Raw genomic sequence first — 24,700 nt, 5'->3', positions numbered from 1 at the left:
GAAGCGGCTGGATCACCCCAGCCGCGTCACCCACTTGCCCGATGCATGACCTTCCTTGAGTTGGCGCAATGCCCTCGGTAGCGCATCAAAGGCAAAGTCCAGGCGCTGTGGCATTACCAGTCGGCCCTCGGCGACCATTTGCAGCAAACGCTCCCCTTCGACCTTCAACGCCTGGCGATCGAGCAGTCGACCGTGGGCGTGGATGCTGTTGAGCGCGACTTCATGCAACGAGATCGCTGTGCTGAAGGCAGGCAGCGGCGCGGTTTCCTGGCGGTCCTGGATGCATACCAGATGGCCGTTGTAGCCAAGCAGGCAGGCCAGGCTCGCCGCATGCGCGCCGCTGACGGTATCGAACAGTGCATGCAGCGGGCGTTCGCCCAGGGCGGTTTGCAGGTGTGCCTGCCAGTCCTCGGCGCGGTAGTCGAATACACCTATCACGCCCAGTTGCCTGAGGCGGTCATGGTGTTTCTCGCCAGCGGTGGCCCATACGCGCAGACCGCGCTGCACGGCGAGCTGAACAAGGTAGAAGCCCACCGCACCACCCGCGCCCACCACCAGTACATCACGTGAGGCCCCGTCGGCGACTTTGGCCAAGGCTTGCCAGGCCGTGAGCGCCGGGCAGGGGATGGCGGCTGCGGCGGCATCGTCGAGGTTGGCGGGGATGTGCATCACCAGCGTTGCGTCGAGCAGGCAGTACTGGGCAAAGCTGCCATCACGGGACAGCGACTGGTGATAGGCGACACGGGTGCCCAAGGGCAGGTCGACACCTTCGCCGACGGCGGCAACGAGGCCGGCACCGTCGACGCCGGGCACGGTGCCCTGGCGCCAATCGGCATGGCCCCATTCGCAGATCTTCCAGTCCACCGGGTTCAGGGCGATGGCACGGTTGGCCACCAATACTTGACCGGGGCCGGGTTTGGGGAGGGGTTTGTCGATGAGCTCAAGGCCGTCCAGGCCGGCGCCCGGGGTCCAGCCCCAGGCTCGATGCGTGGTGGACATGGGGAGTCCTCTTGGGGGAAGAAGGGGGAGGGTAGCGAGGTGTTGCGAGGGGAAACAGCAGTGTTGGCGCAAAGGCCTGTTGACCTGCGGTCAACAATGACGAGGGGCCGCTGCGTGGCGGCCCCTTGTGTTCATCTCAGCCCAGGGTCTTGGCCAGGGCTTGCAGGCCACCTTCGTAGATGCCGGTGAACAGGGCGATGGCTTCCTCGTCGCTCACGCCAACCGGGGTGAACTCGCCGAGCCATTCCACCAGGCTGCCCTGGCCGTCGGCCTTGACCCGCAGGGTCGACAGGTAGTCGGTTACCGGGAACGGGCTGGTGAGGATCGAGTAGCTGTAGCTGCGCTGGTGTTCATCGAAGGCCATCAGACGCTCGATGATGGCATTGCCCTCCGGATCTTTCAGCGAGCGTACGCGGCCGCCTTCGCTGGAGAGGCTTTCAGGGATGAATGGCAGCCAGTCGGGCAGGCTGTCGAAGCCGCCGATCAGGGCCCAGACGTGATCAGGGCTGTGTTGGGTTTTCAAGGATGCGTAGGCGTTGGCCATGATGGGATTCTCCAGTTGAATTCAGATAGCGAGGCTGTCGACCACACCGCCGTCGACCCGCAGGGCCGCACCGGTGGTGGCGGAGGAGTAGGGGGATGCGAGGTACACCACCAGGTGGGCGACTTCGTCCACTTCGGCGGCGCGTTGAATGATCGAGCTCGGGCGAGCGGTGCGCACGAAGTTGTCCGCCTCTTCGCGAATGCTGCGGCCGGACACCTTGGCTGCTTCAGCCACCAAGGTGGCAACGCCGTCGGTGAGCGTCGGGCCAGGCAATACCGCGTTGACGGTGACGCCCGTGCCGGCCAGGCGCTTGGCCAGGCCGTGGGAGACGGCGAGGTTGGCGGCCTTGGTCACGCCGTAGTTGATCATGTCGGCCGGGATGGCAATGCCGGATTCGGAGGAAATGAACAGGATCCGCCCCCAGCCTTTGTCGACCATGCCCGGTGCGTAGTGGCGAGCCAGGCGCACGCCGGACAGCACGTTGGTGTCGTAGAAGCGGCTCCACTCGCTGTCGGGGACATCGAAGAAGTCGACGTCATCGTAGATGCCCAGGTTGTTGACCAGGATGTCGGCGCTCGGGTGGGCGTCGAACAGCGTCTGGGCGCCTTCGGCGGTGCCCAGGTCGGCCACCACGCCGTGGACCTTGCCGCGGCCACCTTGGGCGTGCAGCTCGGCCAGGGCGGCGTCGACCGACTTCTGGCTACGGCCGGCGATGACTACGTCGGCGTGGGCGCGGGCCAGGCCGCGGGCGATGGCCAGACCAATACCGCCGGTCGAGCCGCTGATGATGGCGGTACGTCCGCCAAGGTCGATGTTCATGGAATGGCTCCTGTGGATGAGTTGCATCGATGGGAGCCATGCTAGGGCGGCCTGGTAAGACTGTAAAAGACTTAATTCGACTGAGTTAAGACCTATGCGGTCTCTTCTGCCAGCGCCAGCACCCGCTCGCGGAACACGCCCACGATTGGCCGCAGGTCTACCTGGTGCCAGGCTGCCCACAACTGCACGCAGGGGCTGAACCACGGCAGCTTGCGCAGCACGACGGTGGAGCCTGCGCTGGCGGACAGGCTGCTCTGGACCATCGCCAGGCCCAGCCCGGCGGACACCAGCCCGAGCACGCTCAGCGGGTCGTTGGCCTCCAGCGACAGGCGCGGGGTGAAGCCTGCGTCGGCGCAGCGGGCGATGAAATCGTCGCGTTTGTTGATCTGGTCAGGCTGGCCGCCGGTGATGATCCATTCCTGCTCATGCAGGTCGGCGGGCGTGAGTTCGGCCTTGATGGCCAAGGGGTGCCCGGCGGGGATGGCCAGCAGCAGAGGGTCGTCCAGCACGGGGTGGCCACGCAGGTCGGGGTCGGTGCTGGGCGGGGGCTCGCAGACCAGGGCGATGTCCAGGCTGCGCTGGCGCAGACCTTCGAACTGCTCGCGCGGGGTCATGTTGTACAGGGCGATATGGATGTTCGGACGTTCGCTGCGGATGGCCCGCACCGCGCCGGGCAGCACGCCGGCATGGATGGCGTGGTTGACGTAGCCGATGCACAAGCCGCCTTCCTCGCCCCGGCCCAGTCGCTTGCCCAGCGACTCCAGGCGTTCGGCGTGCTTGAGCAGGCCGCGGGCTTCGGACAGGAAGGTGCGGCCGTCGGCGGTCAGGTACAGGCGCTGATTGCGCCGCTCGAACAGGGCAAGGCCCAGGTTGTCTTCGAGCTGGGCGATCTGCCGGCTAAGGGGGGATTGTGAAATGTGTAGCTGCTCGGCCGCGCGTCCAACGTTCTCGCATTCGGCGACAGCGACGAAGTAGCGCAACTGACGTAGATCTTGCATGAGACCTCCAAGGGAACTGCCCAAAGTTTTACGCGGACAGCTCTGCCTTGGCTAGCCTCCTCAGGTGGGGGAACTATACGGTCTCGCCCACGGCCCTGGCGGCGACCTTGCCGCGTCCGCCCAGCCAGACCAGCAGCAGGCCGCCTGCCGCCAGCATGCCGCCGGCGACCGGTACCGCGGCGTAGCCCAGGTCCAGGCTGATGACCGCGCCACCCAGCGCTGCCCCCACCGCATTGCCGAGGTTGAAGGCGCCCACGTTGATCGACGAGGCCAGGCCCGGAGCCTCGCTGGCGGCGATCATCACGCGCATTTGCAGCGGCGGTACCACGGCGAAGGTGGATATGCCCCAGACCAGCAAGGCCAGCGCCGCGCCGACGTGGGAACCCAGCACGAACGGCATCAGCACCATGATCAGCGCCAGTACGCCGAGGAAGAGACGTGCCGAGCCGTCCAGCGACCAGTCGGCCAGGCGACCGCCGAGGCTGTTGCCCAGGGTGAAGCCCACACCGATCAGCACCAGGCCCAGGGTGACGAAGCGGTCCGAAGCGCCAGTGAGGTCCGCCAGCACCGGGGCGACGTAGGTGTACAGGGTGAACATCGCGCCAGCACCGAGCACCGTGGTGGCCATGGCCAGCAGCACGTTCGGCCGGGCGATCACTGCGAGCTCCCGACGCACATCGGGCACGCTGCCGCGCTCGCCCTTGGGCAGGGCTCACCACAGGGCGGTCATGGCCAGGATGCCAAGCAGCGCAGTGCCGGCGAAGGCTAGACGCCAGCCGACCTGCTGGCCGATCCAGGTGGCGGCGGGGACGCCGCCGATATTGGCGATGGTCAGACCCATGAACATGGTGGCGATGGCGCTGGCCTGCTTGTCGCGAGGCACGACGCTGGCGGCCACCACCGCACCCAGGCCGAAGAAGGCGCCGTGGTTGAGGCTGGTGACCAGGCGCGAGGCGAGCAGCGTGCCGTAGCCCGGCGCCAGGGCCGACAGCAGGTTGCCCACGGTGAAGATGGCCATCAGCGCGATCAGTGCGCCGCGCTTGCCAAAGCGGCTGAACAGCAAGGTCATGATCGGTGCGCCGACCATCACGCCGACGGCGTAGGCGGTCACCAGCATGCCGGCGCTGGGGATGCTGACATCGATGCCTTCGGCGATCACCGGCAGCAGGCCCATGGGGGTGAATTCGGTGGTACCGATACCAAAGGCCCCGATGGCCAGGGCGAACAGGACGTGTCCGGGTTTCATTGCAAAGGCTCCTGGGGGCGAAGTGTGTGAAGGTGAGGCGCAGTATGGCAACGGCCGGCAGGCCGATTAAGTCACGACTGCGCCAAGGACTTTTGATTTGAAATCAACGATCGCCTGGGCGGCGATCAGTGGATGGCCACCGGATTGATGTTGACCTGGGTCGAGCCCTTGTACAGCGGCTGGCCCAGCACGAAGAGGAACTCGAAGGCCTTGTCGCGCACCAAGGCGCGGGTGTCGATCAGCTCCAGGTTGTAGATACCGCGCTTGGCCAGCATGAACTGGTTGACCGGAAACTCTTCGCCTGTGGGGTTGGGGTAGACCTCCGAGGCCCAGGTGTCACCGCCAAAGGCGACGATGCCCTGGTCGGCGAGCCACTGGGCTGCTGGCAGGTCGATGCCGGGCTCGGTAGCGAGGAACTGCTGGTTGTCCTTGCCGATCAGCTCCAGCCAGCCGGTGTTGAACAGCACCACATCGCCCTTGCGCAGGGTGATGCCTTGTTTCTTCAGCACAGCCTTGATGTCGTTCACGGTGAACGATGTGCCACCCGGCACGATGGCCTTGCCGTAGTAGGCGGTCATGTCCAGCACCACGCCGCGGGTCACCATGGGCGGTACTTTCTCCACGCCGAGCTTGGTGACGCCCTCGACGGTGACGAAGTCCGCTGCCTTGTTGCCGTTGTAGTAGACGTTGTCGATACCGATATGGCCGATGCCGTTGAGCTGGGTGCCGACGCCGGTCCAGCCGTTGACCAGTTCATCGTTGAAGCTGAACTTGTTCTTGCCCAGCGTCTGGCCGGCCTGTTCGCCGGGCTGGATGTTGTAGAGGTGGAAGCTGCGATGGCGGAAGGCGGGCAGGTCCTTGCTCACAGGCACGGCCAAGGGGTAGGTCTTGCCGGTCTTGACCAGACCCACGGCCTGTTTGACCACCTCGGGGGTCAGCAGGTTGGCGGCGCCGATTTCGTCCTGCTTGCCATAAGGCGAATCCTGCCAGTCGGCTGCCAGGGTGGCCTGGGCGGTGGTGGCCAGGGCGGCGGCCAGAAGCAGGGGCTTGAAGTAGTTCATCCGGATTCTCCTGATCGGGAAGTGATGTCAGGGACGGATTCTGGGCGGGTGCAGGGGGGAGAAAAAGCAGCGGGCGGGACAATGACTTTTGCGTACGGGTCAAGGAGCGAAGCCTCAGTCGCAGGTGAGCCCGCTCCCGCAGCGATCAAGCGCAACCGATCCAAATGCCTTTAACATGGTTGCGGATCGGCCCCTTCGTTGAAAGAGACCTGTATGGAGTTACGTCAGCTTCGCTATTTCCTGAGTGTCCTGGAGTACGGCAGCCTGGGCAGGGCTGCAATCGAGCTTGGGGTCGGCGCCTCCGCCTTGAGCCAGCAACTGTCGAAGCTGGAGAGCGAGGTGAGTACCCGGCTTTTGACACGTTCGAGCACGGGCGTCTCGCCGACGGCGGCGGGCCTGGCCTTCGAGTACCACGCACGCCTGGCGCTTCGCCAGGCCGAGCATGCCGTTCTTGCCGCGCAAAGCGGGCGCATGAGTGGCTATGCCAGCGTGGGGCTGGCGCCGACCACCGCCTCGATTCTCGGTCTGGCCTTGATCGACAGGATGCGCGAACGCTATCCCGATATCCGTCTGCATCTGGTGGAAATGCTCTCTGGCTACCTGATGAACCAACTCAATGCCAGACACCTCGACTTGGCAGTACTGTTCCAAGCGGAGTCGGGGCCACGCCTGGATGTCCGGCCGCTTCTGAACGAGCGGCTGTTCGTTCTGGTTCCCGCCCCGTTGGTCAAGGCCGATTGGGGCGAGTCCCTCACGTTGGAACAGATCGCGACGCTTGCATTGGTGATGCCCAGCACACAGCATGGCCTGCGCACGACACTGCGTTCGATCTTCGAGGGGGCCGGGCTGGAGGCCAACATCGTCATGGAAATCGATGGCCTGTCGCTGTTGATGGATTGTGTCTGTGCAGGTCATGCCGCCACCATCCAGCCCGGCGCGACGGTGGCCCGGGCGCACCAGGCGGGCTTGCGAGTGTTCGCCATCGATGAGGCTCAGGCGCAGCGGCGCAACGTGATCGTCAGCCTCACCGATGACGAACTTTCGCCAGCGGCGTTGGCGACCCGGATCGTTCTGCAGGAGCTCGCACGGGAGCTGGTGGAGCAGGGGCGATGGCCGGGCGCCCGGTTACTTTGAGCCTGGGCACGCCATTGCCGCCCAGGACCGTTTAGCAAAACTGAATGCCTCCCCTCGGCGATCGCGTTTCGCCGTCCATGCCCGCTCATTAGAGTCCCCGGTCACGAGGAGCACCCGAACAGTCGGCTCCTCGTGATCTGGAGGCGAAATGATCGATGTGCTTGTCATCGGAGGGGGCAATGCCGCCCTCTGTGCCGCGCTGATGGCGCGGGAGGCCGGAGCCAGCGTGATGCTGCTCGAAGCGGCCCCACGTGCCTGGCGGGGCGGCAATTCCCAACATACCCGCAACCTGCGCTGCATGCATGATGGGCCGCAGGACGTGCTGGTCGAGTCATACCCGGAAGAAGAGTTCTGGCAGGACCTGCTCAAGGTCACCGGTGGCCAGACCGACGAAACGCTCGCGCGTTTGGTGATTCGCGCGTCCTCCAATTGCCGCGACTGGATGCGCCGCCATGGTGTGCACTTCCAGCCGTCGTTATCCGGTGCGCTGCATACCGCTCGAACCAACGCGTTCTTCATGGGCGGTGGCAAGGCGCTGGTCAATGCGTACTTTCGCAGTGCCGAGCATCTGGGCGTACAGATTCGCTACGACACCCCCGTCGCCGACATCGAACTGCACAACGGACGCTTCGTTGCCGCGCACGTGCCGGCGCGTGAAGTCCAAGGCCGACACTTGCCCGCCGAACGCATCGAGGCGCGCAGTTGTGTGCTCGCCGCCGGAGGTTTCGAGTCCAACCGCCAGTGGTTGCGCGAGGCCTGGGGACAGAACGAACGAGGGGAGTGGCCTTCGGACAATTTCCTGATTCGCGGTACGCGTTTCAACGATGGGGTGCTGTTGCGCCGCATGATCGAACACGGCGCCGACACGATCGGCGACCCGACACAGGCGCACATGGTGGCGATCGATGCCCGTGCGCCGCTGTACGACGGCGGCATCTGTACGCGCATCGATTGTGTATCGCTGGGCGTGGTGGTCAATCGCGACGGTCAGCGTTTCTATGATGAAGGTGAAGACTTCTGGCCCAAGCGTTATGCCATCTGGGGACGGCTGGTGGCCCAACAGCCCGGGCAAGTGGGCTTCTCGATCATCGACCAGAAAGCCCTTGGCCGCTTCATGCCCCCGGTCTTCCCGGGGGCTACCGCCGATAGCCTGGAAGCCCTGGCCGGCGTGCTCGGCTTGCCCGTGCAGCCCTTCATCGACACCGTGCGGGCCTACAACCGAGCCTGCCAGGCGGGCACCTTCGACCACACCCGGTTGGACGACTGCCACACCCTGGGCCTGGAGCCTGTGAAGAGCCACTGGGCACGACCGATCGATACCCCTCCTTACTACGGCTACCCGCTGCGTCCTGGCATCACTTTCACCTACCTGGGGCTGCGCACCGACGAAACCGCCGCGGTCCATTTCGCTGGACAGCCCAGCCCGAACCTGTTCGTCGCCGGCGAAATGATGGCGGGCAATGTGCTCGGCAAGGGCTACACCGCGGGTGTCGGCATGTCCATCGGCACTGCCTTCGGCCGCATCGCCGGGACCAGCGCCGCGGCGACTGCCGGCCATGTATATCCAGAACAAGAGAATCGCCATGACCGCACAACTGCCTGAACCCCGCCAACCTGATGCCGAGCAGCCAGCCCTCGCCCTGATCCCGGTGTTGAACCTTGAGGAGCAGGAAGTGGACCGGCAGATGCGGATCTGCAATGCCTGCCGATACTGCGAGGGCTTCTGCGCCGTGTTCCCGGCCATGACCCGCAGGCTGGAGTTCGGCAAGGCCGATATCCATTACCTGGCCAACCTGTGCCACAACTGCGGCGCTTGCCTGCACGCCTGTCAGTATGCCCAGCCCCACGAATTCGCCGTCAACGTGCCCCAAGCCATGGCCAAGGTGCGCGGGCAGACCTACGCCGAATACGCCTGGCCGAGCCTCTTCGGGCGGCTGTATCGGCACAACGGCACCTATGTCGCCAGTGCCTTGGCAGTGGCCTTGTCGCTGTTTTTGCTGCTGGCATTGTGGGCCAACGGCACGCTGTTGCCCGGGCGGTTGGCGGGGAATTTCTATGCGGTCTTCCCGCACAACACCTTGGCGTTGATGTTCGGCAGTGTCTTTGCCGCCGCAGGTGTGGCGCTGGCGGTGGCGGTGCGTCGTTTCTGGCGCTCGGTCTCGCCTGCCCAGGCCCAGGCGCAACCGGCCAAGGGAGCGGTGCTCGAGGCCTCGAGCGCGGCGCTGACCCTGAAGTATCTGGACGGTGGGCATGGCCAGGGCTGCAACAACGCCGATGATCGCTACACCCTCTGGCGCCGGCGCTTCCATCACTTCACCTTCTACGGCTTCCTGTTGTGCTTCGCTGCCACAGCGGTCGCCACCGGCTACCACTACCTGTGGGGCTACCCGGCGCCGTATCCGCTGCTGAGCGCACCGGTGTTGCTGGGGACCTTGGGTGGGCTTGGCTTGGTCGTCGGGCCAGCCGGGTTACTGGCGCTGAACCTGCGCCGGGCGCCGGAGCAGGGCGATGTGGCCCAGCGGCCCATGGACCGGGCGTTCATCCTGCTGCTCTTGCTGGTCAGCGTCACGGGCCTTGCCCTGCTGGGCCTGCGCGACACCGCCGCGATGGCGATCCTGCTGGCGATCCATTTGGGCACGGTCATGGCGCTGTTCATCACGCTGCCTTACGGTAAGTTCGCCCATGGCCTGTTCCGCAGCGCGGCACTGCTCAAGTTCGCGATCGAAAAGCGCCGCCCCAATGACCTGGGTCTGGGAGGGGAGTGAGCCATGGATGCAGCCGGTTTCTCATCTGCACCGTTTTGCGCGTCTCGCTCACCGGTTGGGCCATTTGTCCAACAGGATCGACACGAACTTCTCCGCCGCCGGCGACAGCGATGCCCCGCGTCGGTAGACCAGCCCCAGGGTGCGGGTCACCTGGGGTTCGATCAGCGGCACGCTGACCAGCGTCGGATGATCGGCGCTGGGCATGGCGAGGCTGGGCATGGCCGAAACACCCAGCCCGGCCTCGACCATGCCCAGCGAGGTGGACAGGTGCTGGACCTCATAGAACCACTTGGGCCGCAGGTTGAGCCCGGACAGGGCATGGTCCAGCAGCATCCGGTTGCCGCTCAGCCGGCCCACGCCGATCAGTCGGTAGTCGGCCAGTTCCGTCCAGGTCACCGCGTCGCGGTTCGCCAGCTTGTGGTCCCGACGGCAGGCCAGGACAAAATGCTCCTGCACCAGGGAGACGAATTCGATGTCCGGGTGCTGGCCGCTCATCATGTTGATGCCGAAGTCGGCCTCGCCGCGCAGCACGGCCTCGAGCCCGTCGTTGGCGCTGAGGTCGAGCAGGCGGATGCGGATCTTGGGGTACTGCTCGTTGTAGTCGCGGATCACCGACGGCAGGAAATAAAACGCCGCAGTCGGGATGCAGGCGAGGGTGACCTGGCCGGTCTGTCGTTCGGCGAGTTCGCGAATGCTCAGGATCGAATCCTCGAAGTCATCCAGCAGGCGCCTGGCTTTGGGCAGAAAGTCCCGCCCGACACTGGTCAAGCTGACGCGGCGGGTCGTGCGCTCCAGCAGGGAGGTGCCCAATCCTTCCTCGAGCTTTTTTATCCGCCGACTCAGGGCGGGTTGGGACAGGTGCAGCGCTTCCGCTGCTTCATGGAAACTGCCAAGTTCGGCGATTTTCACGAAAGATCGTATGTCTTGCAGCTCGTATTCCATCTCGGATCGCTCTTTGGCCCTGGCTCTGGATTGATTCACCAATCGCAATAATGGCTACGATATTTGCATTGGATTGATTTATCCATCCCTGTCAATCTTGTGTCCACAACATCAATGATGTCCATTGATCAACAAGAGTGCGAAATCATGCAACGAATTCCTTGCGTACTCATGCGCGGCGGCACCTCCAAGGGGCCCTTTTTCCATGCATGGGATCTTCCTGCCAATGTGGTCGAACGCGACGAATTGCTGATCAACCTGATGGGTTCCGGGCATGAGCTGGAAATCGACGGAATCGGCGGCGGTAGCCCGCAGACCAGCAAGGTGGCGATCGTCAGCCCCTCGCTGCATGCCGACGCCGATGTCGATTACCTGTTCGTGCAGGTCATGGTCGCCCAGCGCCGGGTCGATACCGCACCCAACTGCGGCAATATGCTCTGCGCCGTTGGCCCGTTCGCCATTGAGCAAGGACTGGTCAAGGCCCAGGATGGCAAGACCTTGGTACGCATCCGTAACTTGAACACCAACACCTTCGTCAATTCGCTGGTGGAAACGCCCGGTGGCATCGTGCGTTACGAAGGCCGCACGGCAATCGACGGCGTACCTGGCACTGCCGCCCCGGTGCACCTGACCTTCCTCGACGCGGTGGGCAGCAAGACTGGCAAGCTGTTCCCCACCGGCCAAGCCCAGGATGTGATCGACGGCGTGCCGGTGACCTGCATCGACATGGCCATGCCGATGATGATCGTCGAGGCCAGCCAGCTGGGCGTGACCGGCTCCGAGACCCCCGCACAGCTGGATGCCGACACCCGCCTGCTGCAACGTCTGGAGGCCTTGCGCCTGAAGGCCGGCAAGGCCATGGGGCTGGGCGATGTCAGCGGCATGGTGATCCCCAAGCCCGTACTGGTTTCTCCGCCCCGCCATGACGGCACGCTGCAAGTGCGCTACTTCATGCCTCACAATTGCCATCGCGCCTTGGCCATCACCGGTGCGATCGGGCTGGCGACTGCCTGCGTCAGCCCGGGCACCGTGATCATGGACATGCTTGGCGAACAAGCACAGCACCTGGATGAAGTGCGCCTGGAGCACCCGAGCGGTGGCATCGACGTCGCGCTTTCGCGCAGCGGCGCCGATGGCAAGACACTCCAGGCCTCTGTGGTTAGAACTGCCCGCCGGCTGTTTTCAGGCTTCGTCTACGCCCCAACCTTGCGCAGGCTGGCGGGGTAGGCAGCTGCTTGCATCACATCGCAACCCGCACATCCGCACAATTTCAACAATGGGTGATGCCTCATGAAACTCGCGAAATCACTGTATTTCCAGATCCTCTGCGCCGTCCTGCTGGGCGTGGTGGTCGGTCACTTCTGGGCGCAACAGGCCGTTGCGCTCAAACCACTGGGCGACGCGTTCATCAAACTGATCAAGATGATGATCGCCCCGGTCGTTTTCTGCACCATCGTGACCGGCATCGCCGGCATGACCGACAAGCGCTCGCTGGGTCGGTTGATGAGCAAGACCTTGCTGTTGTTCCTGGGGCTGACGATCGTCAGCCTGATCATCGGCCTGGCTGCGGTGTACCTGTTCCGCCCGGGTGTGGGGATGAACATCGATCCGGCCACCCTCAGCACCGAGGGCCTTGGCCAGTACGCCGCCTCTGCGGCGAAGCTCAGCGTGGTCGATTTCTTCATGCACATCATTCCGGACACCTTTATCGGGGCGTTCAACAAGGGTGAAGTGCTGCCGGTGCTGTTCATCGCGGTGCTCAGCGGTTTTGCCCTGTCGTCCATGGGCGAGAAGGGCAAGCCGGTACTCGATGTGCTGGAGTCGGCGTCGACCATGGTGTTTCGCATCTTCGGCTACCTGATGCGCTTCGCCCCGGTCGGTGCCTTCGGGGCGCTGGCCTTCACGGTTGGGCAGTACGGGGTGACCTCCTTGGGCGCATTGGCCAAGCTGGTCGGCACGCTCTACATCGCCTGCGCATTCTTCGTGCTGGTGGTGCTCGGTGGCATCTGCCGCGCGCACGGCTTCAGCCTGTGGAAGCTGCTGCGTTACTTCCGCGAGGAGTTTCTGGTGGTGCTCGGCACATCGTCCACCGAGCCGGTGCTGCCGCGCATGCTGGAAAAACTCGAGAAGCTGGGGTGCAAGAAAGGTGTGGTGGGGCTGGTGCTGCCGACCGGCTATTCCTTCAACCTCGACGGCACCGCCATCTACCTGTCGCTGGCGGCGGTGTTCATCGCCCAGGCCTGCAACATCGACCTGAGCCTCGGGCAGACGGTGACGATGCTGGCGATCATGCTGTTGTCGTCCAAGGGCGCTGCAGGTGTGACCGGCAGTGGTTTCGTGGCGCTGGCCTCGACCTTGACCGTCATCCACGACATCCCGTTGGCAGGGCTGGCCTTGCTGATCGGCATCGATCGTTTCATGTCCGAAGCGCGGGCCCTGACCAGCCTGGCCAGCAACGCCGTGGCCACCGTGGTCATCTCGCTGTCGGAGAACGCCTGTGAACGGGAAACCTTGCTGCGTCGTCTGAACGGCACCCCGGCTGCACCGGCCGAGACGCAGATTGCGCAGGCCGACTGGTCTGCCGAGCCTCGGCATCACGGCTGAAAGCCTCTTCCACCTCCCATCGTTGACGTAAAATCCCACTCGACATCCCGGCGATGCCGAGTGGGGTAGGGGGCCGTCTGCCTTGCCGATGGCCGCAACACAATAAAAACAAGAGAAAAGACCATGCTCGCACTCCTGGGCCTGATCATGGTGGTGACCTTCACCTACCTGATCATGAGTAAACGCCTGTCGCCGATCGTTGCGCTCACCGTGGTACCCATCGTCTTCGCGGTGATCGGTGGTTTTGCCCCCGAGCTGGGCAAGATGATGCTCGATGGCTTGAAGATGGTGGCGCCCTCGGCGGCACTGTTGCTGTTCGCCATCCTGTTCTTCGGCCTGATGATCGATGCTGGCCTGTTCGACCCGCTGATCCGCAAGATTCTCAAGCGCGTCAATGGCGACCCGATCAAGATCGCCATCGGTACGGCGCTGCTGTCGCTGCTGGTGGCACTGGACGGTGACGGCACCACCACCTACATGATCACCTGTGCGGCCATGCTGCCGCTGTACAAGCGCATTGGCATGAACCCGATGATCCTGGCCACGGTGTCCATGCTGTCGCTGAGCATCATGAGCGGCATGAGCCCCTGGGGCGGGCCGGCCACCCGGGCTATCGCCGCGCTCGGGCTGGATGCGACCGAGTACTTCATTCCGATGCTGCCGACCGTGATCGGGGGGGCGGCCTGGGTGGTGTTCACCGCCTACCTGCTGGGCCGTGCCGAGCGTCGACGCATCGGCAACATCGCCCTGGAGTCCGGCGGGGGCAATTGCTACATCAAGGAAATCCTTGGCGACAACCCGCACAAGCGCCCACGGCTGGCGTACGTGAATCTGGTGCTGGTGATTGCCGTCATGACGGCCTTGGTGATGGGTGTGATGCACTCCGCGCTGCTGTTCATGATCGGTTTCGTCGCGGCGCTGATGATCAACTACCCGCAGTTGGAGTTGCAGAAGGAGCGCATCCTCGCCCATTCGGGCAATGCCATGACCGTAGTGCTGCTGGTGTTCGCCGCCGGCATCTTCGCGGGGATCTTCTCCGGCACCAAGATGGTCGATGCCCTGGCGCAGACCCTGGTCGACTGGATTCCCGAGGCCTGGAGCCACTGGTTCCCGCTGGTGGTGGCGCTGACCAGCATGCCGCTGACCTTCGTGCTGTCCAACGATGCCTACTACTTTGGCGTGGTGCCGATCCTGGCCAACGCGGCTGCCGCCTACGGCATCGACCCGGTCGAAATTGCACGCGCCTCGGTGCTAGGCCAGCCGGTGCACCTGATGAGCCCGCTGGTAGCTTCGACCTTGCTGCTGGTGGGCATGGTCGATCGCGATATCGGCGACTTCCAGAAAGCCACCGTCAAATGGGCGGTACTCACCTCGCTGGTGATCACGGCACTGGCGTTGCTCACGGGGGCGCTGTCCTTCTTCGTCTGATCTGCATGGGGCGCTCCTGGCGCCCACCTCTATCCAAGAACAACAACCAGAGTACCGAACATGTCCCGAGCTGTTTTCCGTGGGGCCACCTGTGGCCTGCTCTGCGGCTGGCTGCCTGTGGCCGGCGCTGCCGGATTCATCGATGATGGCAAGCTCAAGCTGCAACTGCGCAATGTCTATTTCAACGAAAACTTCCGTGACGAACAGGGCATGAGCCCCCGCGCTGCCGCGAACGCCAAGAGTGAGCGGGTGGAATGGGCGCAAGGTTTCCTGCTCGATTACCAATCAGGGTTTACTCAAGGCCCGCTGGGTGTGGGCCTCGATGCCCTTGGCTTGGTCGGTGTCCGGCTCGATTCGGGCCGTGGGCGCAGCGGTACCGGCTTGCTGCCGGTCCACGACGATGGCCGCGCCGCAGACGAATTCTCCAGCGCCGGGGTGACGGCCAAGGCGCGCGTGGGGCAGACCGTGGTCAAGCACGGCACTTTGCTGCCCAAGACGCCGGTGTTGGTCTACAACGATGCGCGGCTGCTGCCTCAGACCTACCAAGGCACACAGCTGATCAGTACCGATGTCGAAGGGCTGACCCTGACCGCCGGCCACCTGGATCGCTTCAAGCAGCGTGATTCCTCCGACAGCACTGGCCTATTTCTGGATGGCTACGGCGGTAGCGAGTCTGGCGATTTCAGTTTTGCCGGCGCGGACTATGCCGTGAGCAAACAGCTGCGTTTGAGTTATTTCCATGGCCAGCTCGAACACTTTTACCGCCAGGACTATATGGGGCTGGTACACGACTTGCCATTGGCCGGCGGGGTGTTCACCACCGACGTGCGTTACTTCAAGAGTCGTGACAGCGGAGCCGCTTACGGTGGCAAGATCGACAACGACATGTTCAGTGGGCAGGTGTCGTATACCCACTCGGGGCACACCGTCGGCGCCGGCTACCAAGTGCTTGATGGCGATGCTGGGCTGCCGTACATCAGCGGCGCGACGGTCTACTCGTTCAGCAACGTCGGCATCGGTAAGTTCATCGAGGAGGAAGAGAAAACCTGGATGGCAAGCTATGCCTACAACTTTGCAGCGGCCGGTGTCCCTGGGCTCACCTTCATGGCGCGCTACTTGAGCGGGGACAACGGTCGCTCCGCTGACGCTGAACTCAACGAATGGGAACGTGATGTGGAACTTGCCTACGTGGTGCAGTCCGGTCCGGTCAAAGGGTTGGGCGTGAAGCTGCGCAACTATGTCTACCGCTCTGATTTCTCCCGCGGTCGTGACAGCAACCGGATCTACCTGACCTACGACATCGCGCTCTGGTAATGCAGCGACGCGAGCCGGCGCACTTCGGTGCGCCGGCTCGCGCTGTGTCGGACTTTCTCGAAGACGAACTACACGCCGGACGGCTGTGGCGCTTTTTTGCCCAGCCGGATCAGCTCGTTGCGTCTGGAGCGGGCCCGCTGTCACAGGTATTGTTCGAGTCCGCTCAACCGGGTTGCCTCAGTGGGCCAAGTCGCCTTTGACGTAGCGCACCGTATTTTCCAGCGTGCGCGCCATGTCGGGGTGTGTGAATTGATACTTGTGCTCCAGAAGCTCGCTTTGACGCATGTCGAAGCGCTGGGTCTGAATGAAGTCCAATGATTCGGCGCTGACCGCCAGTCGGGCCGCCAGGCCCGGAATCGTCAAAATCCACCTGAGCAAACCTATCGGTACATGGTAGCGGGGTGCCTTGACCTGCAGCGTTCCTGCGATCTGCTCGAGCATCCCTTGCAGGTTCGGTGTGTGCGCGCAGAGCGCCAGGACCTGCCGGTTGGCCATCGAAGGGTCGAACGCCACGCAGGTCATCATCTTCACCAGGTAATCGACGCTGACCAATGGCAACCAGTGCCTGGCAGAGCCGGGAATCGCTTTGAACCGGCCTTGTGCCAGGTTTCGAATGAGCTCGGCCAGAGGTTGTTCTTGCGGGATGTGCCCAGTCTCGCTGTGGCCACACACCGTAGCAGGATGGACAACGGTGTAATCCGCACCGGCATCGTGCATGTAACGCATGACTGCGAAATGGGACTCGATCTTGCTGCCTTCGTAGCCCCCAGCACGGGCGTAGACTGCAGGCCAATCTGTGTTTTCAGGGCGCTCGTTATCGACGCCGATCCTGGCAAGGTGGGCCAGGTTTTGCAGCATGAAGCCACCTACCATGAGCAAGCGGATGTCCTGGCTCGCCGCAAGCCTGGCGACTCTGAGCGCCCCTTGCACATTGACGGCGCGGGCGTGCTCCATCGTCAGCCCCCAGGAAAAATCCGCCGCAAGGTGGAAAACCACCGAAGCCGAAGACACGCACGCCTGGTCCGCCTCGCTCAGACCAAGCCCCTCTGTGCTGATGTCGCCTTCAACCGCGTGGACATGTGCAGGGTCACCGCCCAGCCGGCTTACCTGTTCTCTGAGCCGTTCGATGTTTCCAGGATTGCGCATGAGCACCCAGGTCTTGTGCCCTGTCGCAGTAAGACGGGCCAGTAGGTGTTGGCCTATAAATCCGCTGCCGCCCGTGACGAAGCATTCCACGCTCATGCCTGATTCCTTGTTTGGATGATGGGTGCAGGCTAAGGTGTAGAGCGTGCTCTACAGTCAAGGAGTTTCTTTAGGTGAACATTGGAGAGTTGGAGCGCCGAAGTGGACTCGGCCGCCACGCATTGCGCTATTACGAAAAGCTCGGGTTGATCGTGGCCCATCGACAGGCCAACAACTACCGCAGCTACAGCGATCAGACCGTTAGTGACCTGGCATTCATTCAAAGTGCCCAGGGGGCGGGATTTTCACTCGCCGAGATCGGGGACATCCTGGCGGCCAGGCGCGGTAACTCGATCAATTGCGCCCAAGGCGCAGCCTTGGTTGCCGGCAAGATGGCCGAGATTCAAGCGAAGATCTCCACCTTGCAGGCCGCGTATGCCTTTCTCGACGCCGAGCGTGCCAAGCTTGAAGCCAGTGCCATTGCCCAAGGGCTGCCGCTGATTGCCAGCTACACGAGGTAGGTCGTCCGCTCCTTCTTCGACGAAAACGGTGGACAGCAACTGTCGATACGATTTCGACTTCACCCTTACCCCTTGAGCAACACCGCAAACGTCGTCCCTTGCGCTTCATTCGACATGACTTCAATCCTGCCGCCGTGACTGGCAACGATTTCCGCCGCGATGAACAACCCTAGCCCAAGACCTGCAGCTGAACCCTTTTCTCCGGCTGCATAACTGGAATAACGCCCCTCCGGCTTGAAGAGGTAGGGGATCACGTCAGCAGGAATGGGTTCTCCCCAGTTATGGACTGTCACACGCGGACCGATAGCGTCGTTCTCCACCGTGACCTTGATAGGGCAGGCTATATCGCCGTGGCGGATGGCATTGCCTATCAAATTGGAAAAGACCTGGGCGATACGGGCCGAATCAAACGGGCCGGTCACCTGCGCGACTTCGTCAAAGACGATGTCGGCCACCGGGAAAGCGGTTTGCAACTCCTCGATCACGGTGCGGCATATCGGGTTCAGTTCGACCTCCTCTGGATAGACCGGGATGCCGGTACCCAGATTGCAGCGCGCCAGGTCGAGCAGGTCATTAACAATGGCCGTAGCGCGGCGAGCGCTTGTACAAACCTGGGATGCCAGTGCCTTGCCTTTTTCATCCAGCCCTTTCTGGCGCAAAAGCAGATCGCCAGCCATGTGTACCGCCCCCAACGGTGACCGCAGGTCATGGCCTAACACGGCAAGCACCTTTTTTCGTGTCGACTCCACTGCCACCCCATAAGCTGCGATCGACTCTACCAAGGCTTGGTCTATTGCCTCGTTGAACCGAATCATGTCTTGGACCTGGTATTGGTCGAATGCTTCGTGCTTAAGCCAGAGGGAGAGCACACTGGAGCGCAGCGCTCGATATTCGGAGACCATCTGATCCATGGAGAAGCCTGCCATCAGACGTACCACCGCATGTGTCTGGGCCGCTGTCTCGCTGGATATTTGCGGCCCCCTTCCTTGCGCTTTTTCAGACTGTTGATGGGCTGTCTGAGTCGTTCGCATGTCCTGGGCGACCGTGTGCAGGATCTTCTCGGCGTGATTCCTCAAACCGGTCGCATCCAGATTTGGCTGCTGCGTCTCCACCGAACGCGCGAAATCCTCCCAGGCTTGGAGAATCGGCTCCATGTTGCCCTCGATGAATTCGTACAGTCTCATAACGGTCCCTGGCACTGTCCTCAAACGGCGTCCCAATAGACTAGATCATCGAACTGTAGGGGTATAACAACCAGTGCGTTAACTTCTGTCACGCTTTTGCAACGACGCGCTATATGGCTTGGAATTCACCGATGATCACGATGGTGAAGTCGTAGGGTTTATCCGCGAAGGATGATGTTGCCCGTCAACGGTCGAGCAGCGTTTTCATGAACCGAGCAAATGCCTTGATACGCGTGGACTCGCGATTGGCCGGCAGATACACCATGTTGATACTCGTGTCGACCGAGGTTGGATTGACTTCGAACATTGGCAGCAAGCGGATCAGCCGGCCATGCCGCACGTCTTCGGCGACCAGCCAGTCGGCCAGCAGCGCGATGCCTTGACCGGCGACGGCAGCCTGGCGGAGAACGTCGGCGTTGTTGCTCTGCATCTGGCCGTGCACTTGGACCGGCACCGTCTGGTCGTCAATCTGGAACTGCCAGGCGCGCATGGGCCCGCCGTAATCGAAGCGCAGGCATCTGTGACGGGGTAGCTCGAGGGGATGGGCGGGGGCCGCGTGCTGCTCGAGGTAGGCAGGGCTTGCCACCAGCCAACGCTGGAAATGGCCGAGCGGGGTGCAAATGACTTCATCGCTGGAAACCGTTGACCCTAAACGTACGGACAAATCAATGCGCTCCTTGAAAAGGTCTACCCGCTCATCGCTGAGGTTGAGGGTGACTTCCAACCCCGGGTGGCTGTCGAGAAAACGCCCCAGATGCGGTGAAATCAAGTGACGGCCGAACTCCACCGGCACGCTGATCCTGAGCGTGCCTTTGGCCTCGCTCCCCCGGTCCATCACCAGGCTGTCGGCCGCAGCCAACGCATCGAGGATGGCCACCGCGTTCGCAAAGTAGGCCTGGCCCAGGTCGGTCGGGCTGTTTCGCCGCGTGCTGCGGGTGATGAGCGTGGCCCCAAGGTCTGCCTCCAACGCTGCAACCTGACGGGCCACCGACGAGGTGGCCACGCCGAGCTTCCGTGCCGCTGCGGAGTAGCCGCCGCAGCGTACCGTCTCGACGAACATGCTCAATGCCAGAAATTTATCCATACGTACAACCTTGTCGAAGAGGACCGGGAGCGCCAGCCCGAAGGTAACGGCTGCACGGATGATAGCCATGTCAAGGCTCATCGAGATAGCGCGATGCCGGCTCAACGAGCATTCCTGTGTTTGACCACGAACACCAGCAATGCCAAGACCGGGAGCAGGGCAGCGGTATAGAGCGCGGTACTCCATCCGAAACGCTCGTACAGCGGGCTTGCCATCATCGAGCCCACTGCGCCGCCGACGAAGATGCTGGTCATGAACACGGCGTTGAGGCGAGCGCGGCTGTGAGGGTCCAGCGCGTAGACCTCACGTTGCCCCAGGACCATGTTCAACTGCACGGCAAAGTCCAAGGCGACAGCTGCCACTACCAGGCCCAGGTAGCCAAGCCCGGAAATGGCACCGATCAGTAGCGAAGCGGGCGCCAACAGCAAGGCAGCCAAAGTGCTGACCTGCCCGTGACCTGCATCGGCAAGGCGCCCGGCGATGGGGGCTGCAACCGCCCCGACCGCACCGACCAAGGCAAAGAGCGCGACGCCGTTCTGGCTGAGGCCGTAATGACGGATCAGCTCGATGGGCGCCAGGGTCCAGAAGCAGCTGAAGCTTGCGAACAGCAGCCCTTGGTACAGCGAGCGCTCGCGCAGCACTGCATAGCGTCTGGCCAATGCGAACACCGATCCGATCAAGCGGCCATAGGTGGTGTGATGGTTCGGGATCCGTTCAGGCAACAGCACCGCTACCAGGGCTGCGATGGCCACCATCAGCAGGGCGGCACTGAAGAACACGCCCCTCCAGCCAACGTACTCCGACAGTAGGCTCGAGACCGGGCGGGCGAGCAAGATGCCGAGCAACAGGCCACTCATGATGTTGCCCACAACGCGACCCCGGCTGCTTTCTGGCGCCAGGTGCGCGGCCAGGGGCACGAGGATCTGCACGGCGACGGAAGTCAGGCCGATCATCAGCGAGGCGGCCAGAAACAGCGAAGGCGAACCGGCAAAACCTGCCGCCGCCAGGCACACCCCCACTACCAAGGTAAAGCCGATGACCAGGCGTTTGTTTTCCATCAGATCTGCCAGCGGCACCAGCAACAGCAAGCCGACGGCATATCCCAACTGGGTCAGCGACACGATCAGGCTGGCATGCTGCGGCGAAAGCCCGATGCTGGGCGCGATGAGTTCAACGATCGGCTGGGCGTAATACAGGTTGGCAACGACGGCGCCGCAACAGAACGCCAGAAACACAACCAGCGCCTTGGACAGGGCAGGCGTGACGACGGCGGACGCCGACGGTGAAGCAACAATCTCAGGGCTGCTCGCTGACATGGTGGACACTCCAAATGGGTTGACAGGTCAGCGACAAGCCTAGGGCTGCGGTCGGGAAGGCGGTAGACCCACTCGCCGCAACGAACTTGTGCGTGCTGCGCAAAACCCCGGGGCCGCCTCACAGCATCGGCTTGCCCCTGTCTCACCATAGCGTGACCCGGAGATGTAGCTGCCCTCGTCGGAGCCGAGCAGGACAAAGACCGGGTCCGGGGATTGGAAGTTGGTGGCGAGGGTCCGATGACGCGACAGGTGGTGCCGGGTCCTGCAAGGGTGTCGTCGGACCACACCTTCCAGAGCACTCAGCGCCGTTTGCGTCGAAGCGTGGCCAGCGCGCAGCTCCCCAGGATCAGCACCGCCGCAGTGACCAGCAACGCAGGTGCAGGGTGTCCAGCGGTGCGCCAACCCCCTTGCACGCCACGGGTGCCAACAGGGGGCTGGAACAGATTGCCGTCCGACACCGCCGCCTTCGGGCTACGCTCGATGCCCAGACGGGTCAGCCAGCCGGTGAACTGGGCAAGGCGAGGCACCAGATGACTGGCCAGGTGCGCGAGCCGCGCCGCTGAGCCCACAGTGGTGTGAGCACGGGGCGATACTGCGCAGGCCACCATGGCCTTGGCCACCAACGCCGGATCGTAGACGGGCCCCGGCGGTTTGAGCGCATGGCCTGTGTAGTTGCCGCCGTCCCTGAAACCCGGCGTGTCCATCACCGCCGGATAGATATCGCACACATGGATATCCGGATATTCCGTCAACTCGCCCCTGAGCGCTTCGGTCAGGCCACGCAAGCCGAACTTGCTGGCCGAATAGGCCGCTGCATAGGGTTGGGCTACCCAACTGCCGACCGACAAGGTGTTGATCAATATCCCGCGCCCCTGGGCCTTGAAGTACGGCAGCGCCGCGTGAGCGCCACGCAAGTAGCCGAGCAGGTCGGTCTGGATGACTTGCTCATGGGCGGGGAGCGGCGTCTGGTCGAAGCTGCCCACGGCTCCGACACCGGCATTGTTGATCCAGATGTCGATGCGTCCGTGGCCGAACTCCGCCGCCCGCACGGCCAGCGCTTCGACCTGTTCGCTACGGGTGACGTCGGTAACCACGACCAAGGCATCGGTGCCGCACTCGGTGCACTCATCCAGCACCTCGAACAGCGCCTGTTCGTCGCGGGCGGCCAGCACGAGGCGGGCACCTTGGCAAGCAAAGGCCTTGGCCGTGGCCCGACCGATGCCACTGGATGCGCCGGTGATGACCACCAGTTGGCCCTGCAGCCGGCGCTGGGCCGAGGGTCGGTGCGGCGTAGGACTGGGTCGTTCGGTGTGCGACGCAGCCGCTTCGCCAGCGGCGGCATCGACCCTCGACAGCTTAAGGGCCGGACCCTCCACCACATGAAGCGTGAGGTCCTCGACCGTCCCGGCGAAGCGATCCGCGAACACCGGCTCGCCTGTGGGCGTAAGGTTGTCATAGATGAACCGCCGACCTTCCAGCCAGCCGACGGCCGTCAACAGCTCAGGTTCCAGGTAATACTTGCCGTCCAGGAAGAATCCCGGAAACTGCTGGACCTCGTCGGGATCGCTTACCCGGTAGCGTTCACCCGGTTTCATTCCCGTTGCCGGATCAATCATGATCGAACCCTCTCTCAGGCAGCCATCGCCGTGAATGATCAAGGCCAACATGCAAACGGAACCGCCTGTTGGGCCGGTGGTGGTTTAAGTAGAGGAAGCTGGACAGCCTGAGGAAGTTCAGGCCAAACGCTCGATGGTCAGGCTCGCTGACACCGGGCATCCTTTTCCTGCTGGTTGGTCAAGGCATACTGCATCTCCCATCGGTCATGGCTGCAGAACACCTCCAGTCCCGGCCCCTGGGTCAGGACCAGGTCGCGCAGGCGACGCTGGTTGGCCAGGCGCAATTTGTGGTCGGTGTCCATCATGCGCTGATACAGACGCATGCCTGGCGGGCAGCGACGTTGGGGGCTGTGCACCTCCAGGTGGTGGAAATACGCATCGCCGGCATGCAGCAGCCAGCCCTGTCCGGTGCGCAATGCGATCCCGGCATGGCCATGGGTATGGCCGCCCAGGGGTACCAACAGAATGTCGTCCTGGACATCGATCAGCGCACGCACGGCATCGAAGCCGAACCACTGTTCGCCCAGCCCGGGATAGAACTCCCAATCCGCCACGGCTTGCCACTGGCGGGCGCGGTAACGCCGTGATCCGATCCAGCCACCGGCCTGGGTGGCATGCGATATTTCCTCGCCCATCACATGTACCCGGGCCTGAGGGAAGTCTTCCAGCCCGCCGGCGTGGTCGAAATCCAGGTGCGTCAGCACGATGTGCCTGACATCCCGCGGATCGAAGCCCAGCCGCCTGATCTGATCCAAGGCTGTCAGGCGGTGGTCGAGGCGGATGTTGTTGAACAGCCGAAAGAAGCGGCTCAAGCGCTGTGGGTGCTGGATATCGTTGTAGCCAAAACCCGTGTCGACCAGTACCAGCCCGTCACGCTCGGTTTCGACCAACAGGCAATGGCACGGCACGGTCGCCGTCAGGCCTGGACTGTAGCCGTCGAACAGCGCACCGCCCCAAGGGCACATGCAACCGCAGTTCAAATGATGAATGTGCATGGTCTTCCTCCAGTGGCCCGAGCCCTCAACGGCGTGCGCAACGCTGCTGAGCGCGTTGTCGACAGGCGTCGCCGAAGACTTTGAAAATGGCCAGGTAATCCGGGTTGAACATGACCTGCCACTCAGGATGCCATTGCACGCCCAGGGCAAAGCTCTGGCTGCCTTCTACCGAAAGCGCTTCCACAAGGCCGTCCTCAGCGACGGCCTCGACACGCAAGCCTTTGCCCACCTCGGCGATACCCTGGCCATGGACCGAGTTGACTTCGATACGGCCCGCCAGGCCCAGACGATAAAGCACACCGCCTGGCAACACGGTCAGGTTGTGTGTGCGCGCATATTGGTCTTCCACCGGCTCGTTGCTCGGCGGTTGATGTTCGGTGCCGGTTTCTGGCAACCGCTGTTCAAGGGTGCCGGCGAAGGCGACGTTCATTTCCTGGAACCCTCGACAGATGCCCAATACCGGCAGGCCGGCGTCGACGGCTTCGCGCCACAGCGGCAGGGCCAGATGGTCACGGGCCGCATCATGCGGGGTGTCGGGTGGGCTGGGAGGACCTTGGTAGTGATGTGGCTCGATGTTCGAGGGCGACCCGGTAAACAGCAGGCCGTCGACACGCTCTATGATGTCGCGGGGCATCAGAAGCTCGGCGAACACAGGAATCACGACAGGCAGGCCATTGGCAGCCAAGGCAACGGCGCGCCCGTATTTGTCGTCCATGATCTGCACCGCATGGGGGCCGATTTTCCAGGAGCTTGCCACTATGCCGATTACAGGAAGACGTGCCATACCTTCAGGCCTACTGGTTTCGAGAGAAAAACAACCTGTGTCTTGGCAAAGGATGCCGCCCTGTCCCGAACGTTCAAACTGCGTATGCAGGCGGTTTGGGAAATCGGCGCAGGCAGGTGCGCGCTAAAGCACGGCCCTAATGGATCGTGCACGAGCCATTGGCA

21 protein-coding genes and 1 pseudogene are annotated in these 24,700 nt (G+C 63.1%); 8 read left to right on the top strand and 14 right to left on the bottom strand.

The genetic code is table 11. The features are described 5' to 3' along the window. Positions 1 to 12 precede the first annotated feature (12 nt). From J5X93_RS16095 to J5X93_RS16070, 6 genes and pseudogenes are all read right to left on the bottom strand, one after another. Positions 13 to 999 (bottom strand): zinc-binding dehydrogenase, encoded by a 987-nt coding sequence (locus J5X93_RS16095; protein ID WP_090344695.1) that lies wholly within the window; start codon positions 997 to 999, stop codon positions 13 to 15. Positions 1,000 to 1,135: 136 nt separating this feature from the next. Beyond that, entirely contained in the window at positions 1,136 to 1,543 is a 408-nt protein-coding gene (locus J5X93_RS16090) for an SRPBCC family protein (RefSeq protein WP_043208925.1), read from the bottom strand. A 21-nt stretch (positions 1,544 to 1,564) separates the two neighbouring features. After that, entirely contained in the window at positions 1,565 to 2,362 is a 798-nt protein-coding gene (locus J5X93_RS16085) for an SDR family NAD(P)-dependent oxidoreductase (protein WP_090344698.1), read from the bottom strand. Positions 2,363 to 2,454: 92 nt separating this feature from the next. Further along, entirely contained in the window at positions 2,455 to 3,360 is a 906-nt protein-coding gene (locus J5X93_RS16080) for a LysR family transcriptional regulator (protein WP_043208918.1), read from the bottom strand. Between the two features lie 73 nt (positions 3,361 to 3,433). After that, positions 3,434 to 4,606 (bottom strand): annotated as a pseudogene (locus J5X93_RS16075) (MFS transporter). 125 nt (positions 4,607 to 4,731) lie between these two features. Next, positions 4,732 to 5,667 carry a cyclase family protein gene (locus J5X93_RS16070; RefSeq protein ID WP_090344703.1) on the bottom strand — a complete coding sequence of 312 codons (936 nt, stop codon included), beginning with the start codon at positions 5,665 to 5,667 and terminating at the stop codon, positions 4,732 to 4,734. 213 nt (positions 5,668 to 5,880) lie between these two features. Between J5X93_RS16070 and J5X93_RS16065 the strand changes: the two genes are divergently transcribed. The 3 genes from J5X93_RS16065 (at position 5,881) to tcuB (ending at position 9,566) form a co-directional block, all read left to right on the top strand. Beyond that, positions 5,881 to 6,801: a LysR family transcriptional regulator gene (locus tag J5X93_RS16065; protein WP_043215834.1), complete on the top strand. Its 921-nt coding sequence runs from the start codon at positions 5,881 to 5,883 to the stop codon at positions 6,799 to 6,801. 148 nt (positions 6,802 to 6,949) lie between these two features. Further along, entirely contained in the window at positions 6,950 to 8,404 is a 1,455-nt protein-coding gene (gene tcuA / locus J5X93_RS16060; RefSeq protein ID WP_182942902.1) for an FAD-dependent tricarballylate dehydrogenase TcuA, read from the top strand. Beyond that, a complete protein-coding gene (gene tcuB / locus J5X93_RS16055; protein ID WP_232092081.1) occupies positions 8,385 to 9,566 on the top strand; it encodes a tricarballylate utilization 4Fe-4S protein TcuB in 1,182 nt (393 codons plus the stop codon). The genes tcuA and tcuB overlap by 20 nt, the downstream gene beginning before the upstream one ends. 48 nt (positions 9,567 to 9,614) lie before the next feature. Here the strand turns inward: tcuB and J5X93_RS16050 are convergent, their stop codons facing one another. Beyond that, positions 9,615 to 10,508: a LysR family transcriptional regulator gene (locus J5X93_RS16050; protein WP_043215830.1), complete on the bottom strand. Its 894-nt coding sequence runs from the start codon at positions 10,506 to 10,508 to the stop codon at positions 9,615 to 9,617. Positions 10,509 to 10,655: 147 nt separating this feature from the next. On the opposite strand from J5X93_RS16050, the gene J5X93_RS16045 reads away from it, so the two are divergent. The 4 genes from J5X93_RS16045 (at position 10,656) to J5X93_RS16030 (ending at position 15,854) form a co-directional block, all read left to right on the top strand. Beyond that, positions 10,656 to 11,735: a 4-oxalomesaconate tautomerase gene (locus tag J5X93_RS16045; RefSeq protein WP_102081509.1), complete on the top strand. Its 1,080-nt coding sequence runs from the start codon at positions 10,656 to 10,658 to the stop codon at positions 11,733 to 11,735. A gap of 63 nt (positions 11,736 to 11,798) precedes the next feature. Further along, positions 11,799 to 13,112, top strand: coding sequence for a dicarboxylate/amino acid:cation symporter (locus J5X93_RS16040; RefSeq protein ID WP_182942904.1), 1,314 nt, complete (start codon positions 11,799 to 11,801; stop codon positions 13,110 to 13,112). A 123-nt stretch (positions 13,113 to 13,235) separates the two neighbouring features. Continuing rightward, on the top strand, positions 13,236 to 14,540 hold the full coding sequence (locus J5X93_RS16035) for a CitMHS family transporter (RefSeq protein WP_043215617.1): 1,305 nt from the start codon (positions 13,236 to 13,238) through the stop codon (positions 14,538 to 14,540). A 60-nt stretch (positions 14,541 to 14,600) separates the two neighbouring features. After that, positions 14,601 to 15,854 carry an OprD family porin gene (locus tag J5X93_RS16030; protein WP_182942906.1) on the top strand — a complete coding sequence of 418 codons (1,254 nt, stop codon included), beginning with the start codon at positions 14,601 to 14,603 and terminating at the stop codon, positions 15,852 to 15,854. A gap of 177 nt (positions 15,855 to 16,031) precedes the next feature. Here the strand turns inward: J5X93_RS16030 and J5X93_RS16025 are convergent, their stop codons facing one another. Continuing rightward, on the bottom strand, positions 16,032 to 17,096 hold the full coding sequence (locus J5X93_RS16025) for an SDR family oxidoreductase (RefSeq protein WP_182942908.1): 1,065 nt from the start codon (positions 17,094 to 17,096) through the stop codon (positions 16,032 to 16,034). Positions 17,097 to 17,170: 74 nt separating this feature from the next. Here J5X93_RS16025 and J5X93_RS16020 point away from each other — a divergent pair, with 74 nt between their 5' ends. Continuing rightward, complete coding sequence (locus J5X93_RS16020) at positions 17,171 to 17,557, top strand: MerR family transcriptional regulator (RefSeq protein WP_090344719.1); 387 nt, start codon at positions 17,171 to 17,173, stop codon at positions 17,555 to 17,557. A gap of 65 nt (positions 17,558 to 17,622) precedes the next feature. Here J5X93_RS16020 and J5X93_RS16015 read toward each other — a convergent pair whose 3' ends face one another. From J5X93_RS16015 to J5X93_RS15990, 6 genes are all read right to left on the bottom strand, one after another. Then, positions 17,623 to 18,741, bottom strand: coding sequence for a sensor histidine kinase (locus tag J5X93_RS16015; protein ID WP_182942910.1), 1,119 nt, complete (start codon positions 18,739 to 18,741; stop codon positions 17,623 to 17,625). A gap of 184 nt (positions 18,742 to 18,925) precedes the next feature. After that, positions 18,926 to 19,825, bottom strand: a complete 900-nt coding sequence (locus J5X93_RS16010; protein WP_090344863.1) for a LysR family transcriptional regulator — start codon at positions 19,823 to 19,825, stop codon at positions 18,926 to 18,928. Between the two features lie 101 nt (positions 19,826 to 19,926). Beyond that, complete coding sequence (locus tag J5X93_RS16005) at positions 19,927 to 21,141, bottom strand: MFS transporter (protein WP_090344723.1); 1,215 nt, start codon at positions 21,139 to 21,141, stop codon at positions 19,927 to 19,929. Between the two features lie 299 nt (positions 21,142 to 21,440). After that, positions 21,441 to 22,757, bottom strand: a complete 1,317-nt coding sequence (locus tag J5X93_RS16000; RefSeq protein WP_102081564.1) for an SDR family oxidoreductase — start codon at positions 22,755 to 22,757, stop codon at positions 21,441 to 21,443. 137 nt (positions 22,758 to 22,894) lie between these two features. Beyond that, a complete protein-coding gene (locus tag J5X93_RS15995) occupies positions 22,895 to 23,752 on the bottom strand; it encodes an MBL fold metallo-hydrolase (RefSeq protein WP_182942912.1) in 858 nt (285 codons plus the stop codon). A 25-nt stretch (positions 23,753 to 23,777) separates the two neighbouring features. After that, positions 23,778 to 24,536: a gamma-glutamyl-gamma-aminobutyrate hydrolase family protein gene (locus J5X93_RS15990; protein ID WP_043207055.1), complete on the bottom strand. Its 759-nt coding sequence runs from the start codon at positions 24,534 to 24,536 to the stop codon at positions 23,778 to 23,780. Between the last annotated feature and the right edge of the window lie 164 nt (positions 24,537 to 24,700).

It is taken from the genome of Pseudomonas sp. BYT-1 (assembly GCF_023611805.1).
Lineage (GTDB): Bacteria > Pseudomonadota > Gammaproteobacteria > Pseudomonadales > Pseudomonadaceae > Aquipseudomonas > Aquipseudomonas guariconensis.
The sequence above is the reverse complement of the archived record's forward strand: the minus strand, read 5'-3'. Positions and strand labels throughout refer to the sequence as shown.